The organism is Pantoea sp. ACRSB, assembly GCF_022346905.1.
GTDB classification, from domain to species: Bacteria; Pseudomonadota; Gammaproteobacteria; order Enterobacterales; family Enterobacteriaceae; genus Pantoea; species Pantoea piersonii.
Window position 1 is genome coordinate 223,706 of the sequence record NZ_JAKRNL010000004.1, and the last position, 14,543, is coordinate 238,248.

Sequence of the window (14,543 nt, forward strand, 5' to 3'; positions counted from 1 at the left end):
CGGTCAACAGATTCGCCGGCAAAAGTTGTTGAAGTAAGAGCGGCAGAGGGGTGGAGAGTGAGGCAAGGCGCTCTCCGCTTCTGCTGCAACCCGAAACCGCTCTCCCGCCTGAATAATCACCCAGAGCCACTCTGCGGTAAAAAAGCTGTAATTATTTTGCAACTTAAACCAATTTTCGATCAGCGACTTAAACGCAAACGGGCCGCCAGGCTGCGTTTCTACAGGGCTCACGGCTAAAGCCGCCTTCAGCCGCGCCGATAAATCATACAGTTTCCATGAGGTATGTATCGGCAATGTTAACAATCAACCACAACGAATATGCCGCGCTGGCAAGTAAATCAATGAATAAAAGCGCGTCAGTGCTGGATGAGGTTATCGAAAGGCTCTCATCAGGTTCACGTATCAACAGCGCAAAAGATGACGCAGCGGGACAGGCGACCGCTAACCGCATGACGGCTAACGTCAAGGCGGACAGCGCGGTTTCGCGTGGGCTGAGCGACGCCATCAGCTATGCGCAAACCGCAGAAGGCAGTTTAGGCACCGTCAGCGATATGCTTATCCGCGCGAAAAGCCTGGCGATCCAGGCCGCCAACGGCACGCTCTCTGATGCTGACCGCGCCAGCGTTAATACTGAGTATCAGCAGATCCTGGCAGGCATCACAGATATTTCCGAGCAAACGGAGGTTTTTGGTCAGTATCCGCTGGCTACTGAGGATCCCGATCTGCCTCCGGCGCTGTTGGGCAACGTACAGCCGATCAAAAACAAGTTTCCCGTAGCGGGCCAGAGTTACTCCTTTACCTCCGGCGTGGTGCCGCTGGCCTATATCCCTGCTGGCTCCACCCACATTACCATCAGCATCGACTCGCTGAATCAGGATGACGACCTTCAGCTGTTCACGCGCGACGGTAAACATCTGGTGGGCACGCCGATCAACGGCAGCGATCCCGACTACACCTGGGTAAGCAAGGGGATTACCGATGACGCGACCGCGACCGCCTCGCTGTTGACCAGCGCTAACGGCTTCGCCAGCGGCGCTACCTATGACGATTCGCAGCTGCTTCAGGGCGGGGCGAGCTGGGCGCTGAACGGCAGCGCCTCAATGAATTATAACGGTATGAACATCAGCTACAGCGGCGATGGGGATCGTTACGAAGACAAAACCACCGGCGACTATAACAACGGCACCATACTCAGTAATCCGCTGGAGCGGATTAGCCTGGATAACGTCACCGAAGATCTGATTGTGGTGGTGGTCGGTAATGGTTCCTTTACCAGCCAGCTCACCTGGGGCGTGCTGCCGGAACCGACCACTATGCCAGCGGATCCGCCGAAGCAGAGCCGGCCGTTTGACGTGGTGACCAGCGCTGATTTCGGTCAGCAGATGCAGACTGATACCATTGAGCCAACGCCGACTGATTTGAAAACGCTGGGCCTCAGGAATACGACGCTGTTAACCAGCGGCGATATCTCCGTCACGATGAAAGCGCTGGATGCGGCGCTGGATAAAGTCAGCGCTTATCGCTCCCAGTACGGTGCAAAGATCAACCGTTATGAATCGAATAAAACGGTTCTGGCGCAGCAGAGCATCGACACGCAGTCGGCGCGCAGCCGCATTCAGGATGCGGATTACGCTCAGGAAGCGAGCCGCCTGGCCCAGGCGCAGATTTTGCAACAAGGTCAAAACGCGGTGATGAAGATCGCCAATCAGACGCCGGATATGGTGCTGGCGCTGCTGCGTAGCTAACGCTTTTTTCCTGCCGTTTACTTTCCGTCACGCCAGTTTTACATGTCCTCTGCTCTCTCCTCCGTATAACCAGGGATGGTTTACTCCCGCTCTTCATGACTATTACGCAACGGCGTATCTGCACTTTTCAAGTGAAACTCTTTGTTCCTGAACCCGCTGTTTCGCTAACGCTTCCTCTCTTATTCTTTCTCTCACGCAAGGCAGCCGGATGAAAGGCGGCCCTGATAAACGAAGCGAAAAATTTAAAACCCTCCTATAAGGAAACGAAGCCATGAAAACCGTAAAATCCGCCCTGATCGTCGCTATGCTGTCATCTGCATCCTTCGGCAGCTTTGCGCAAACTATTACCGCAACGGGTTCAACGCTGGATGAGGCTGAAGCGCGTATTGCCCAGCAGGCGAAACAGGCAGATTCCACATATAAAATCACCGAAAGTTACGCCGGGAATCAGGTACATATGACGGCAGAATTATTTAAATAGAAACGGCACCGAGTGAAAAAGGCCATATTTCAGATGGCCTTTTCTCATTACAGGCTTTGATTGCTCCCGATGTATAAGGCGCCTCACTAAATGTCTCGTCGTTACTGAATTATCTCTGCGTCCATCCAGCCAAAACACCCTTTAGCCGCTTTCTCTCTTTTCCTTTTTTCCTGCCCTGAGCGATAGTCGTCCGCCGCGATTTTCACTCGCCGAGTGAAAGTGTTGATGTCGCCTCCCCGTTTTTCCGCGCATAAAGCTCCCGTAGTCTTCCGGTAACGAAACCGCAGCAGCCCGCTGATCGGTGCAATTCACTACTGGGATGAAAAATGCGTACAACAAAAATACTGAAAACCGCAGTGGCGCTCTCTGTCGCGCTGGCTGTCGGAAACGTCGCCGCAGCGACGCACTCCAGCAGCCCGCTGGCGTTCGAGCAGCTGGCGCAGGACCGCGCTATCGGTAAGCCAGAGGTGGTGGCAACCTTTAACGGCGCCATGCCTACCGGCGTTACCGTTACCCGAGAGGGCCGTATCTTCGTCAACTTCCCGCGCTGGGGGGATGACGTTCCTTTTACCGTCGCGGAAGTGAAGGATAACCGTCTGGTTCCCTACCCGAATGCGGCGGTAAACCGGGCAGATAACGCCGAGCCTGGTTCGCATCTGCTGAGCGTGCAGAGCGTCGTGGCGGATGGTCAGGGAAGAGTGTGGATACTGGATACCGCCGCGCCGGGTTTCTCGCAGCCTGTCGCAGGCGGAGCAAAGCTGGTGGCGGTGAATCTGAAAACTAACCAGATTGAAAAAACCGTTATCTTTCCAGCAGAGGCGATCAGGCCCGCGACCTATGTGAATGATATGCGCTTTGACTTCCGCATCGGTAAAGCAGGCGTGGCCTATGTTACCGACTCATCACTCTCCGGTACCGGCGCGATTATCGTCATCGATCTTGAGAGCGGCAAGGCGGTGCGTCGGCTGGAGGGCGATCGCTCAACCTCGCCTGAGCCTGGCTTTTCGCCGGTCGTAGAGGGTGAGACCCTGCTGCAACGCCATGCGGACGGCACAACCGCGCCGTTCAGCGTGGCTTCCGACGGCATCGCTCTCTCCCCGGACGGTAAAACCCTCTTCTTCAGCCCGCTTTCCAGTCGTCATCTTTATGCGGTGCCAACCGCACTGCTGCGCGATCCGCAGGTAACAGAAGCGCAGCTCTCCGCAGCGGTAAAAGATTTAGGTGAAAAGGGCGCGTCTGACGGCCTGGAAAGCGATGCCAGCGGCGCGGTTTATGCGGGAGACTATGAGCGCAATGCTATCCGCAAACTGAGCGTCGGCGGTCAGTGGACCACCCTTGCGCATGGCCCGGAAATTCTCTGGCCGGATACGCTGTCGGTCGGGCCGGATGGCTATCTCTACTTCACCGTAAACCAGCTGAACCGTCAGCCTGGCTTCCACGGCGGGAAAGATCTGCGACAGAAACCCTATGCCCTGTTACGGGTGAAGATTAAGGCCTCACCAGCACCGACGCGCTAACAGAGAGCAGGGGCCGCTGGCCCCTGTTATTGGTCTCACCCGCGCGAAGCCAGTGAGCCTGAATAATAGCCCGCGACGCGGATAAGCGTGAATTTAGTGAAACAGGCTTTTCACTGAAATCACCATAAGCAGCAGCCCGCCAGCAATATTGACATATTTTTTCAGGCGCACAGGGTCGGCCCGACGCGGTCTGGCTTATTGATGACGGGACGTTTTTACTTATCCCGCCCGGCAGTCCAGGGATTAAACGCAGGCTCGCTGTTTTTTTCGGCCGTGGGCTTATCCAGCGAATCCAGATAAAGCGCTTCAACTTCGGCGCGCGCCCAGGGCGTGCGGCGCAAGAATTTCAGACTGGATTTAACGCTTGGATCATTCTTAAAGCAGTTGATATTGATCCGCCTGCTCAGTTCAGGCCAGCCAAAGCGCGTAACTAACGCATTTACCTGCATCTCCAGCGTGACGCCGTGTAGCGGGTCTTTAGCGCGGTGATCGCTCATGAAAACTCCTCTTTATATAGAGCGCGAAGGTTACAAGAAAGCCGAAGCAGCAGCAATCAATGGCTATTCAGAGTACACTCATCGCTGCGAATTCACTCAGGACGGTACGTTATGAACGATAAAAAGATGATCTCCATCGACCAGTTCGACGCGGACGAGCGGCTGGCGGTTGAAGGCGTGTTAAAGGGTTTAACAGAGAAGTATCGCCAGCGCACCGGTAAAGAGCCTGACGCAAAGAAAGAGAAAGAGTTTACCGCTGAAGCCAGGCAGCAGATTATGAGCGTTAAGCTGGCTAAAAGAAAGCCCGCGCGGATAAAGCTAAAAAAGCGCCGACGCGCAGAAAGAAACCTGAAGCGATGAAAGAGAGCGAAGTCAGCGACTTTAGCTGGAAGGCCTCTGTCATCAAAGGTCGTCGCTAGCGCTGCCCCGAACGGGCCGTTAAAAGCCTGGGCTGCGTAAATCTGGCTGAGGCGAAAGGGTACTGAAATAGCGAGTCTGAATAAGCGCGCATCTTATTCAGACCCGCATGTTAACAACGCGTCCGGGGATAAGCGCACCTGTCAGGCGCAGCGTTTTACGATTCGGCTCCGGTCAGCGAGCACTTCCGGCCCCATACTAAAGGTTTTATAAAAGCGCACCTCCGATCCACCCCGCCGCGTATAGATATCTGCGAACATCGAGTCTTCCCAGGTATACACCGACACCCGTTCATTCTCATGCTCAAGGTGCGTAGTATTATCTTTCTGCACCACCTCGGTAGAAGACCAGCCGCGATAAATGCATTCGCTTAACTGTCCGGCGCTTTTATCGCTAACCTGATTAAAATCAGCGGATTTCATTCTTGTCTCCTGCGGCGTTACCTGGCAGCCGCATAAGAGAAAAAGGGCGATCAACAGCGGTAACTTATTATTACGCATCGGAAAGCTCCCCGTCAGATCTCAATAATGCAAAGGCCGAATTTTTTGCCAGCAGGTTAATTGTCACACCCCTCGGCATAATATGAGTATATGAGAGGGTGGGTTATTTACCAGATACGGGAGCTATTATTAATAATGCCTTTCTTTTTTATTAAACCTTTAACTATGGATGATTTCAGAAAAGCATTTGTGTCGCTGCGCACATTTTCAAGCGACGGCCCGAAAACGCAGTTAACCGCATCGGGCGCGTGCAGCAGCGTATTTTTTCTGTAGAAAAAGCGAGACGTTATGCGTCGCGCGCAAGATAGAAAATGAGGAACACTCCCGGCGCACTTTCTACCTCCAGCGCGGTATAGGTGTAATAATTTATCTTTCCGTCGTTATCGATGATCGCTTTATTTCCAGCGCCGACTTTATTGACGTTCTGAACGTGCCACATTGTGCGGAAGAGTTCGCTGCGCGCGGTAAGATCCCGGATCACTTTTTCAAACTCTTCGCTATGATTGCTGGCGGCGTAATAGGCGCGGAATGCGGCAATACTGTGTCTGGCCGCCTGTTCCCAGTCATAGATTTTTTCTTTATACCCATCGTTAATAAAAAGCAGCTTCAGAGAATTGCGGTCATTTTCAGGAATGGTTGACCAGTCAAATACCTGGGTGCGGGCTGCCTCATTCCAGTAAAGAATATCCATATTGGCGCGGCGAATAAAAGCGGGATGCGGCGACAGGGCATCGGCCATAGCCGTTACCTCGCGTGGAATAACCGCATTAATCGCTGGCGTGTTCTTCTTACCGAAAATCAGGGCGTCGAGATAATCCTGCTCAGTGGGGGAAAGTTGCAGCACCTTGCCAATACGCTGCAGAGCCGCAGAGGAGATGCGAATGTCGCGGCCCTGTTCCAGCCAGGTGTACCAGCTGACGCTGACGGCGGCGAGCTGAGCGACCTCTTCTCTGCGCAGGCCCGGCACGCGGCGATGACGGTTGCTGAACCCGTAATCTTCCGGATTAACACGCGCGCGATGATGAACCAGAAAGTTTTTCACATTTTCATTGCGCGTCATTTGTACTCCTGGGTATGACCTCTGGTCATAGGATAATTCGCCCCATTTTTGGCTAAGCCCTGCGGTTTTATTATGGCCGCAAGATTAAGTGACTTAGCGAGTAAAAAGCAAAATATGTCGATCCAGCATTTATCTGAGCAGGAACATTTTAACCCTCGACCACCGGGCGCCATCGGCACGCTGCTGACCGGCATTCTGACGCTGGTTGCCGTGATGGGAATTGGCCGCTTTTCTTTAACGCCGCAGATCCCGCTGATGATAAGAGAAGGGACGTTAACGCTCTCTAGCGCAGGCATTGTGGCGGCGATGAACTATATCGGCTATTTACTGGGGGCGCTTCACGTCAGCCGTTTAAAAAAACATCATGCGGCTTATTTAAAGGCGGGTCTGGCGACGACGGTTATGGTGACGCTACTTTCTGCCACGACCGGTAATTTTGTTTTGCAGTCTCTGTTTCGCTTTATTTCCGGCGTGGGCGGCGCATGGGCGCTGATTATCGTCACCTCGTGGACGCAGCTGACGCTGGCGACGCATCAGGCGCCCAGGCTTTCGGCTGCGGTTTTTACCGGCCCCGGCGTCGGCATTACGTTAACCGGTCTGCTGGCATGGGGCATTGCCGCGTGCGGCATGCACGCTTCGCAGGCCTGGCTTGTCTACGGGCTGACGGCCGCCGCCGCCGCGCTGCTTATTTTTAGCCGCCTGCCGCGCAGCCTGCCCACCTCAGCCCGGCCGACTAAGGCGGAGCCGTTCAGCCGCAACCTGAGATATCTGCTGGCAGCCTATAGTCTGGCGGGTTTTGGTTATATTTTACCCGCGACCTTTCTATCCCAGATGGCACATAGCTTTTTTACCAGCGGCAATCAGGCGGCGCTCTTCTGGCCGCTGTTCGGCCTCGCTGCGGTGGCGGGTGTTTTACTGGTTATCGCCTTTGCTTCACGCCTGAATACCCAGCATGCGCTGGCGGCTGCGATGATCGTGCAGGCGATGGGCGTCGCCAGCGTGGTGATATTTCAGGATGTGAAAGGACTGCTTATCGCCACCTTGCTGACCGGCCTGGGCTTTCTCTCGATAATGCAGCTCACCATGCGCCTTGCGCGCGATATCTCTCAGGGCGCCATCGCGCGAACCGTGGCGGTGCTGACCTCAGGCTATGCGACTGGTCAGCTGGTCGGCCCGCTGGTGTCATCGGCAAGCGTAACGCTGTTTCACTCGCTGCATCCTGCGCTGCTGCTGGCTGCGGCTGGCCTGGCATTCGGCGGGCTTATGGTGGCCGTCGCGATTAAACGCTAAAAAAGAGGCGCGACTCTGGTTGTGCGGCGGCTTCTGCTGCAGAATCGGCGTCAGTTGAAAAAGGGACAATCAGATGGCGCGCACTCACACTATCGTAACGCTGGCCAGACGAGCCGCTATCGGCATAGCCGTTCTGCTGCTGGTTTTTTTCATCGGTCGGATTTATCAGTCGGAGCAGGGGCCGCCGCTGCATCTCTGGCACAGCTGGGTTGCTGATGAGATGACGCCCGCTGAGATGGACAGCGCCAGCTTTGCCGATTACCAGCGGCAGGAAGATCGCATCTTTCAGGATATGAAAGTTAACCTTAACGATGCGCTGGGCGAGAGTGATAAAAATGCCCTGAACCGCTTTTATCCAGGCAGCGCAGTCTATCCGGCGCATTTCCAGACCGACTGGAATCGTTCGTTTGTTCTGATGCCCAAAGGTGAAATTCGCGGCGCGGTAGTGCTGCTGCATGGCCTTACCGATTCGCCCTATAGCGTGCGCTACCTCGCAGAAGATTATCGGCAGCGTGGGTTTGTCGCCGTTGCGCCGCGTCTTCCGGGACATGGTACCGCGCCGGGATCGCTGACGGCGGTAAGCTGGCAGAGCTGGATGGCGGCGACCCGGCTGGCTGTGCGGGAAGCGACCCGCCTGGCGGGAGCGCAACGGCCGCTCCATCTGGTGGGCTACTCAAACGGCGGCGCGCTGGCGATGAAGTATGCCCTGGATAGCCTGAGCGATCGCCAGCTGCGCGCGCCGCAGCAGATCGTTTTGCTGTCGCCGATGATCGGCGTTACCGGCTACGCCCGCTTTGCCGGAATTGCAGGCTGGCCCGCGCTGTTTCCCGCCTTTGCCAGAGCGGCCTGGCTTAATGTTCTCCCTGAGTATAACCCTTTTAAATATAATTCTTTTCCCGTCAACGCCGCGCGTCAGTCCTGGCTGCTGACGCAGTCGTTGCAGACGCAAATTGCGCAGGCGTCAAAGCGTGGGCAGCTTGCCGCGCTTGCGCCTGTTCTTACCTTTCAGTCGGTCATGGACGCCACGGTCAGCACCCGCGCGGTTGTCGATGCGCTCTATCGCTATCTGCCGCGCAACGGCAGCGCGCTGGTGATCTTCGATATCAACCAGGCCGCTAACATGAGCGCGTTATTCCGCGCGCCTCTCACTACGGCGGTCAATCGTCTGCTGCCTGCCGCGCCGCGCGCCTGGCGTAGCGTGGTGATAACTAACCGGACGCCTGACACTTACGAGGCTGTTGCGCGCACACTCCCGGCGGGTGAGGTGGCAGAGCGGGCAGAACCGTTAAGCCTGTCATGGCCGCAGGATATGTTCTCTTTGTCGCATATCGCTGTGCCTTTCCCTTTGAGCGACTCGCTCTATGGCGAACAGCCCGACGAGCCGAACCGCTATGGCATCTCGCTGGGCATTATCTCGCTGCGCGGAGAAACCGACAGCCTGACGGTAGGGCCGGAGACCTTTATGCGAGCTACTTCTAACCCATTTTTCAGCGACATGATGGCGCGCGTAAATGCGCATATTGCCTGCAGCAGCGCGGCGGATTACCTCGCCTGTATCGGCCGGTAACAAGCGGCGAGCCATCCGCCAGACAAAAAAGCCCGCGCAAGGCGGGCAGCAGAGAGTGTCTTTAGATTCTTGATTTCGTAGGCAACACGTTGCTGTGTGTTACTGCTTAAGCATAGCGTAACGGGGCCTGTTTTCGCTGTGAGGGGCGCAACGTTCTGCCGATATCTCTGAAAGGCAACCACAGAGGCAGGTTAAAAAAAGCGTTTATACTCATCATTCTGCTGGTTCGCTGAGGACGTTTTGATGAAGCAAGATGAGATCTTTCTGTCCGATTTAACGCGCATTTTTATAGGGCAGACGCCGCCCATTTTTTTACTGGAAGTTGTTGGCCGCGCCATTCTGTTTTTTGTGCTGATTATTCTCGCTATGCGTCTGCTGGGCAGGCGCGTCGCCTCGCAATATACGCTGATTGAACTTTCAGCCGTGATCGCGCTGGCAGGCACCATCGGGGTTCCGCTGCTGGATGAAAAACGCGGCCTGCTGCCACCGTTGCTGATCGTGGGCGGCATCGTCGCGTTGCAGCATCTTCTCGGCATGCTCAGCGTGCGTAACCGTCGCCTGGATCAGCTCTTAACGGGACGTGCCAGCGTGGCGCTGAGCGAAGGCCGGCTCGATCTTGATTCGTTGCAGTCCACCGCGCTGTCGCGTGAAAAACTTTTTTCGCTGCTGCGCGGACGCGGCGTGCAGCAGTTAGGTCAGCTAAGCCGGGTCTATATTGAGCCTTCGGGCGCCCTGACGCTGGTATGGAGCGATACGCCGGGTGCCGGTCTGGCTATTGTTCCTGAAAGGGACAGCGACCTGCGCGAGGCGATGCGTGACAGCGAACACTGCGTCTGCACGCGCTGCGGCCAGCTTGAACGCGCGGGATTTGAGGAAAACTGTCGCAGCTGCGAAGCCAGGCAGTGGGCGCCCGCATCCATTACGCTGGAGGACTGACCTTTTATGGAGATGCTGCATAAGTGGCTGATTGGCGAAGCACCCTGGAGCTTTGCTTTCGAAGTGCTGCTGCGTTTTGTCATTATCTATCTGGCGCTGCTGATTGTGCTGCGGCTTATGGGACGCCGGTTTGCCGGTCAGCTCAGCATTGTAGAGCTGGCGATTATGGTGATGCTCGGTGCCGCCATCGGCGCGCCGCTGCAAACCCCGGAAAAGGGCATTCTGCCGACGGTCGTGCTGCTGGTAACGCTGGTGGGCTGCTTTCGCCTGCTCTCCTGGCTCACTTCTCGCTCGCATAAGATGGAGATCCTCAGTCAGGGCGACGCCACGATGCTGGTGCAGGACGGCAGGCTGGCGCAGGAGCATTTGCGTCACGCAGAGCTTTCCCGCGCGCGCATTTTTTCCGAACTGCGCGCGCTGGATATTCAGCATCTCGGCGAAGTGCGGCGCGCCTGGCTGGAGCCATCTGGACGCGTCAGCCTGCTGCGCTATCGTCAGCCGCGCGCCGGACTGTGGATCCTGCCGGGTCAAAGCAAAGAGTTTGACCAGCGTATCCTAGTAGATAACAGATACGCCTGCGGCAACTGCGGTTATGTTATTGAGCAGCGCTCAGCGCCGGAAGAGGCGTGCCGCTACTGTCGGCATTCGCACTGGGAGCGCGCCGTTAAACGACTGGGCACCGATAAGCTCTATCAGGAGCGATCGCGGGAAGCGCAGAATGACGATACGGCGGCGTAGAGAAGGGCAACGCTGACTTATTAAAAACGGAGCAGCGGCTTGCTGGTTCTCCCGGCGGAGCGCCACTCTGCAATGGCTGCACGCCAGTCGTCGAAGGCGTAGCAGGTTGCGCTGCTGGTCATGCTTTGCTCCAGCGCTGGCCAGATGCGGGCAAAGGCATCCTGCCACGCCTGGGCGTCCATCAGCGGAAGGTAGTTTCTGATATGAAACCAGTGGACGCGCGGTAAAGCCTGGCGCAAACGGAACGCCTGACCGGAGAGCAGGCCGTAAGAGATAAAGAGGCCGGATGTCGGCATCCTTTCCCGTATCTCTTCCGCCAGCACGCCGCCCGTCGCGTCATACACCAGCGCGGCGCGGGCAGCATAGTGGCGTAGGGCCGCGCTGTCCTCCTGCTGCACTGGCGTTATGCCGCACGCCTCCAGCCGCGCGGCATGAACCGGTGAACGGTGAATGCCCGTTACGGAGAGCGCGCCCGCCTTTAGCGCCCACTGTCCCGCCAGCAGCGCGCAATCACTACCGGCCGCCGTAAGCAGCAGGTGTTTGCCCGCAGGCGAAAAGTGGTCGAGCATCAGTCGGGCCGCAAGGGGATTGATATAAGCGCGCGCGGCCAGAGTGTCGTCTATGCTTTCCGGCACCCTGATCGCCCTGTCGGCAGGCACGTCGGTAAAGCGTTGCCAGGTTCCTTCGCCCCGCAGCGCCAGCACGCGTTTGCCAAGGAGAAAGGCGTGCGAAGAGGGCGCTTCGATGACGACGCCAGTGCCTTCATAGCCGGCGACTTGCGGCAGCGCGATGCGATGCTGATAAGCGCCGGTTATTGGAATGAGATCAGAGGCGTTAACCGGCGCCAGGCGCATTTTGACCCGGACAGCGCCAGCGGCAAGAGGCGGTTTCGGGGCCGCTTCCAGAGAGAGAACCTGTTCAGGCTCACCGAAATGTCGATACCAGAGAGCCTTATTCATCCTCGACTCGTTATCCTTTGTTGTCATGGCTTATCTTGATCCTGACTCATTTGCACTGCCTGTGCGATTCCTTTTTAAACAAGGCTTTATTTGCTCCAAAAGCCAGGCGGAAGCTGCCGGTTGAGCGGGCATTCGCGCCGTTGAAGGCATCAGTTTTCTTGCGCTCCGTTTGGCTTAACGCTCCGTTTTTGCCTATATCTGGATATTAACCTTATGTGTTATTGCCAGAATCTGGAGCGTTATGCCGTCACTCCGCGACAATAAACCTGCCTCTGCGCAGGTGCTGTACCACGCCTTTGTCCTGCTACTGGTCACCATCGCCGGGCTGACCGACGCCCTGCTTTATCAGCACAGTAAAGAGCTGCTGGCGGTCTACATTACTGGCGATACCAGCAAACTGGCGCATTCCCTCCAGCAGGGCGATGTTGCTAAGGCACTGCCATTGCTCGGCATTATATGCGCTTTTTTTATCAGCACCACTTTCACCGCCTGGCTTGGTAATCGGCTTGCCAGCCGACGCGCGCCCGTTCTGCTGGCGTTGATCGCGCTGCTCTTTTTTGTCGCCTGGCCAGCTGGCGCATCTGACTATCCTTACTCGCTGGTGGTGCTTATCGCTCTGGCGATGGGCGCGCTTAATCAGGTTTGCAGCCAGGAGTCTGGCGTGACCTTTATGACCGGCACGCTGGTCAGGCTGGGCCGCACTCTGGCCAAAGGGGAAATTGTCAGGGCCGCGCCGCTGGCGCTGCGCTGGCTGGTCTGGCTGTTATCCGCCTGGGCAGGCGCGCTGCTTGATGCCCGTTTTCCCCCATTCGCTTTACTGGTTATCGCCATCTGGTCGCTGATGCTGGCTGCGTTCAGCCTGCTGAGCGCCGTTAAGCGATGCTACGCCACTCAGGACGCCTGAAAAGGAGGCACTATGTCGCATAAATCACCGAAGTTCGCATCTGCTGGCCCAGGAACGGCAACCGGGCCACGGTTGCCCGTTGCGGGCAAACTGCTCCCGCCGCAGCCAATAGATGTCGGCCGCGTAGAGCAGCAGAGTATTACCTTTGAAAACTGGAAGGGTGCGGGCGATCGACCTGAACCGCAGCCGCAAACGCTGCGCGCGCCAGAAAAACGTCTGGGCGTGGCGATTGTCGGGCTGGGACGCCTGACGCTCAATCAGATTCTGCCCGCTTTTCGCCAGAGTCAGCTTGCGCGTCCGGTGGCCCTCGTCTCCGGTCATCCAGAGAAGGCGCGCGCCGTCGCGGAGCAATATGGCATCGATCCGGCCGCCATCTATGGCTACGACGAGATGGCGCGCATGGCGGAAAACAGCGAGATCGAGGCGGTCTATATTGTGACGCCCAATGGCCTGCACCGCGATCATGCGCTGGCGGCGGCGAAAGCGGGCAAACATGTGCTGTGCGAAAAACCGATGGCGAACAACTCGGCGGAGGCGCAAGAAATGATCGCAGCCTGCCGGGCGGCAGGCGTCAGGCTGATGATCGCCTACCGCTGTCAGTATGAGCTGTTTAACCTTGAGACGGCGCGCCTGGCGCAGTCCGGCGAGCTTGGTGCGCCGCGCATCATACATGCGACCAATACGCAGGTACACGGCTCGGGCGACCAGTGGCGCATTCGCGCTGCGCTGTCAGGCGGCGGCGCGCTGCCTGATATCGGCCTCTACTGTCTTAACGGCGTACGCACCATGCTGGGGGAAGAACCTACCGAAGTGTACGCGCAGATAGTGAATCCGGTAGAGGATGAGCGCTACAAAGAGGTGGAGGAAACCCTCTCCTTTACGCTGCGTTTTCCCTCAGGCGCTATCGCTAACTGTGCGACCAGCTACGGCGCACATGAGTGCAAAAATATGGAGATTCGTCTCGAAAAAGGGTCGCTGGAGCTGGAAAATGCGTTTGCCTACCAGGGGCAGCGTCTGTATGTGGCCCAGCTTCAGGATGGCAAGGAGCAGATGAGCGAAATTCGCCTCTCGCCGAAAAACCAGTTCACGCTGGAGATCGACCACTTCGCCGACTGCGTACTGCATGACCGCACGCCGAACACGCCGGGCGAGGAGGGCTTGCAGGATCATCTGTTGATGGAGGCGATCTATCGCTCCGCGCGGGAAGGCGTGCCGGTTAAGATCGACACCCCATCCGCGCATCAGCCGGTTCCAGCTGAGGCGCGTTAAGGTTCCTGGGGTTAGCGATCCAGTTCATACTGAACGGAGAGCTGGCCTTTTTTCTCTTTAACCTTAGTGATGCGAATGGTGCCGATCTCCGCCGTATTCAGCACGTGGGTGCCGCCGCAGGCGTAAGGCTTGAGGTCGCCCCAGGTTACCAGACGTTTGCCTGCTGTTTCGCTGATGGCGCGTTTGTCGCCGCGCTGAACCAGCGCCGCCACCTCTGCGGCGAGGTCATCAACCGTGACGGGGAGCAAGGTTCCAGTGGGTTCGAAAACGATGCGTCCTTCGCCCGGCTTATGGTTGCCCTTTATCCCCAGCCAGCCATATTTTTCTCCCGCCAGGCCAATAAGGTGACCGGCTGAGTGGTAGCGGGAATGGAGCGCGCGCAGCTCTGCGTCCACCGTTAAATGCGCCGGCCCCGTCTCCAGCGCGCCATCGGTAATATGGATGACTTCATCGCCATCCTGCACCGCCTGTAGCATGTTTACGCCGTTAATGGTGCCTTTGTCAGAGGGCTGCCCGCCGCCCTGAGGGTGGAACAGCGTTGCGGAGAGGATCACGCAAAAGCGATCATCACCCTGAGGCGTGCAGCTTATCACTCTGGACTCTGCTTCAAGCGCATCGCTGCTGTAGTAGCGTTTCTCAGTCACGGCGACTCCTGTCAAACGA

14 protein-coding genes and 1 pseudogene are annotated in these 14,543 nt (G+C 57.0%); 10 read left to right on the forward strand and 5 right to left on the reverse strand.

Annotation, left to right across the window (positions count from 1 at the left end):
• Positions 1 to 293 precede the first annotated feature (293 nt).
• The 3 genes from MHZ89_RS14300 (at position 294) to MHZ89_RS14310 (ending at position 3,743) form a co-directional block, all read left to right on the forward strand.
• On the forward strand, positions 294 to 1,745 hold the full coding sequence (locus MHZ89_RS14300) for a flagellin (RefSeq protein WP_311783547.1): 1,452 nt from the start codon (positions 294 to 296) through the stop codon (positions 1,743 to 1,745).
• Between the two features lie 271 nt (positions 1,746 to 2,016).
• Entirely contained in the window at positions 2,017 to 2,226 is a 210-nt protein-coding gene (locus tag MHZ89_RS14305; RefSeq protein WP_311783548.1) for a YdgH/BhsA/McbA-like domain containing protein, read from the forward strand.
• Between the two features lie 326 nt (positions 2,227 to 2,552).
• Positions 2,553 to 3,743, forward strand: a complete 1,191-nt coding sequence (locus tag MHZ89_RS14310; RefSeq protein WP_311783549.1) for an L-dopachrome tautomerase-related protein — start codon at positions 2,553 to 2,555, stop codon at positions 3,741 to 3,743.
• A gap of 215 nt (positions 3,744 to 3,958) precedes the next feature.
• Here the strand turns inward: MHZ89_RS14310 and MHZ89_RS14315 are convergent, their stop codons facing one another.
• On the reverse strand, positions 3,959 to 4,240 hold the full coding sequence (locus MHZ89_RS14315) for a VF530 family protein (RefSeq protein ID WP_311783550.1): 282 nt from the start codon (positions 4,238 to 4,240) through the stop codon (positions 3,959 to 3,961).
• A 111-nt stretch (positions 4,241 to 4,351) separates the two neighbouring features.
• Between MHZ89_RS14315 and MHZ89_RS14320 the strand changes: the two are divergent.
• Positions 4,352 to 4,659 (forward strand): annotated as a pseudogene (locus MHZ89_RS14320) (hypothetical protein).
• Between the two features lie 141 nt (positions 4,660 to 4,800).
• Here the strand turns inward: MHZ89_RS14320 and MHZ89_RS14325 are convergent.
• Positions 4,801 to 5,079: a hypothetical protein gene (locus MHZ89_RS14325; protein ID WP_311783551.1), complete on the reverse strand. Its 279-nt coding sequence runs from the start codon at positions 5,077 to 5,079 to the stop codon at positions 4,801 to 4,803.
• 364 nt (positions 5,080 to 5,443) lie between these two features.
• Positions 5,444 to 6,217 carry a helix-turn-helix transcriptional regulator gene (locus MHZ89_RS14330; protein ID WP_311783552.1) on the reverse strand — a complete coding sequence of 258 codons (774 nt, stop codon included), beginning with the start codon at positions 6,215 to 6,217 and terminating at the stop codon, positions 5,444 to 5,446.
• A 114-nt stretch (positions 6,218 to 6,331) separates the two neighbouring features.
• Between MHZ89_RS14330 and MHZ89_RS14335 the strand changes: the two genes are divergently transcribed.
• From MHZ89_RS14335 to MHZ89_RS14350, 4 genes are all read left to right on the forward strand, one after another.
• Positions 6,332 to 7,507 carry a YbfB/YjiJ family MFS transporter gene (locus tag MHZ89_RS14335; protein ID WP_311783553.1) on the forward strand — a complete coding sequence of 392 codons (1,176 nt, stop codon included), beginning with the start codon at positions 6,332 to 6,334 and terminating at the stop codon, positions 7,505 to 7,507.
• Between the two features lie 73 nt (positions 7,508 to 7,580).
• Positions 7,581 to 9,074 (forward strand): alpha/beta hydrolase, encoded by a 1,494-nt coding sequence (locus tag MHZ89_RS14340; RefSeq protein ID WP_311783554.1) that lies wholly within the window; start codon positions 7,581 to 7,583, stop codon positions 9,072 to 9,074.
• A 243-nt stretch (positions 9,075 to 9,317) separates the two neighbouring features.
• Positions 9,318 to 10,010, forward strand: a complete 693-nt coding sequence (locus tag MHZ89_RS14345) for a YetF domain-containing protein (protein ID WP_311783555.1) — start codon at positions 9,318 to 9,320, stop codon at positions 10,008 to 10,010.
• A 6-nt stretch (positions 10,011 to 10,016) separates the two neighbouring features.
• Positions 10,017 to 10,748 (forward strand): YetF domain-containing protein, encoded by a 732-nt coding sequence (locus MHZ89_RS14350; RefSeq protein WP_311783556.1) that lies wholly within the window; start codon positions 10,017 to 10,019, stop codon positions 10,746 to 10,748.
• Positions 10,749 to 10,768: 20 nt separating this feature from the next.
• Here MHZ89_RS14350 and MHZ89_RS14355 read toward each other — a convergent pair whose 3' ends face one another.
• On the reverse strand, positions 10,769 to 11,707 hold the full coding sequence (locus MHZ89_RS14355; RefSeq protein WP_311783557.1) for a zinc-dependent alcohol dehydrogenase family protein: 939 nt from the start codon (positions 11,705 to 11,707) through the stop codon (positions 10,769 to 10,771).
• 241 nt (positions 11,708 to 11,948) lie between these two features.
• Between MHZ89_RS14355 and MHZ89_RS14360 the strand changes: the two genes are divergently transcribed.
• Both MHZ89_RS14360 and MHZ89_RS14365 read left to right on the forward strand, forming a co-directional pair.
• Complete coding sequence (locus tag MHZ89_RS14360) at positions 11,949 to 12,611, forward strand: YoaK family protein (protein ID WP_311783558.1); 663 nt, start codon at positions 11,949 to 11,951, stop codon at positions 12,609 to 12,611.
• A gap of 12 nt (positions 12,612 to 12,623) precedes the next feature.
• Positions 12,624 to 13,880 (forward strand): Gfo/Idh/MocA family oxidoreductase, encoded by a 1,257-nt coding sequence (locus MHZ89_RS14365; RefSeq protein WP_311783559.1) that lies wholly within the window; start codon positions 12,624 to 12,626, stop codon positions 13,878 to 13,880.
• Between the two features lie 11 nt (positions 13,881 to 13,891).
• Here the strand turns inward: MHZ89_RS14365 and MHZ89_RS14370 are convergent, their stop codons facing one another.
• Positions 13,892 to 14,524: an alanyl-tRNA editing protein gene (locus MHZ89_RS14370; protein ID WP_311783560.1), complete on the reverse strand. Its 633-nt coding sequence runs from the start codon at positions 14,522 to 14,524 to the stop codon at positions 13,892 to 13,894.
• Between the last annotated feature and the right edge of the window lie 19 nt (positions 14,525 to 14,543).

Bases quoted from the DNA above. Each gene is read 5' to 3' on its own strand.
- MHZ89_RS14300 (WP_311783547.1), top strand. From the start codon at position 294: ATGTTAACAATCAACCACAACGAATATGCCGCGCTGGCAAGTAAATCA.
- MHZ89_RS14305 (WP_311783548.1), top strand. From the start codon at position 2,017: ATGAAAACCGTAAAATCCGCCCTGATCGTCGCTATGCTGTCATCTGCA.
- MHZ89_RS14310 (WP_311783549.1), top strand. From the start codon at position 2,553: ATGCGTACAACAAAAATACTGAAAACCGCAGTGGCGCTCTCTGTCGCG.
- MHZ89_RS14315 (WP_311783550.1), bottom strand. From the start codon at position 4,240: ATGAGCGATCACCGCGCTAAAGACCCGCTACACGGCGTCACGCTGGAG.
- MHZ89_RS14325 (WP_311783551.1), bottom strand. From the start codon at position 5,079: ATGAAATCCGCTGATTTTAATCAGGTTAGCGATAAAAGCGCCGGACAG.
- MHZ89_RS14330 (WP_311783552.1), bottom strand. From the start codon at position 6,217: ATGACGCGCAATGAAAATGTGAAAAACTTTCTGGTTCATCATCGCGCG.
- MHZ89_RS14335 (WP_311783553.1), top strand. From the start codon at position 6,332: ATGTCGATCCAGCATTTATCTGAGCAGGAACATTTTAACCCTCGACCA.
- MHZ89_RS14340 (WP_311783554.1), top strand. From the start codon at position 7,581: ATGGCGCGCACTCACACTATCGTAACGCTGGCCAGACGAGCCGCTATC.
- MHZ89_RS14345 (WP_311783555.1), top strand. From the start codon at position 9,318: ATGAAGCAAGATGAGATCTTTCTGTCCGATTTAACGCGCATTTTTATA.
- MHZ89_RS14350 (WP_311783556.1), top strand. From the start codon at position 10,017: ATGGAGATGCTGCATAAGTGGCTGATTGGCGAAGCACCCTGGAGCTTT.
- MHZ89_RS14355 (WP_311783557.1), bottom strand. From the start codon at position 11,707: ATGAATAAGGCTCTCTGGTATCGACATTTCGGTGAGCCTGAACAGGTT.
- MHZ89_RS14360 (WP_311783558.1), top strand. From the start codon at position 11,949: ATGCCGTCACTCCGCGACAATAAACCTGCCTCTGCGCAGGTGCTGTAC.
- MHZ89_RS14365 (WP_311783559.1), top strand. From the start codon at position 12,624: ATGTCGCATAAATCACCGAAGTTCGCATCTGCTGGCCCAGGAACGGCA.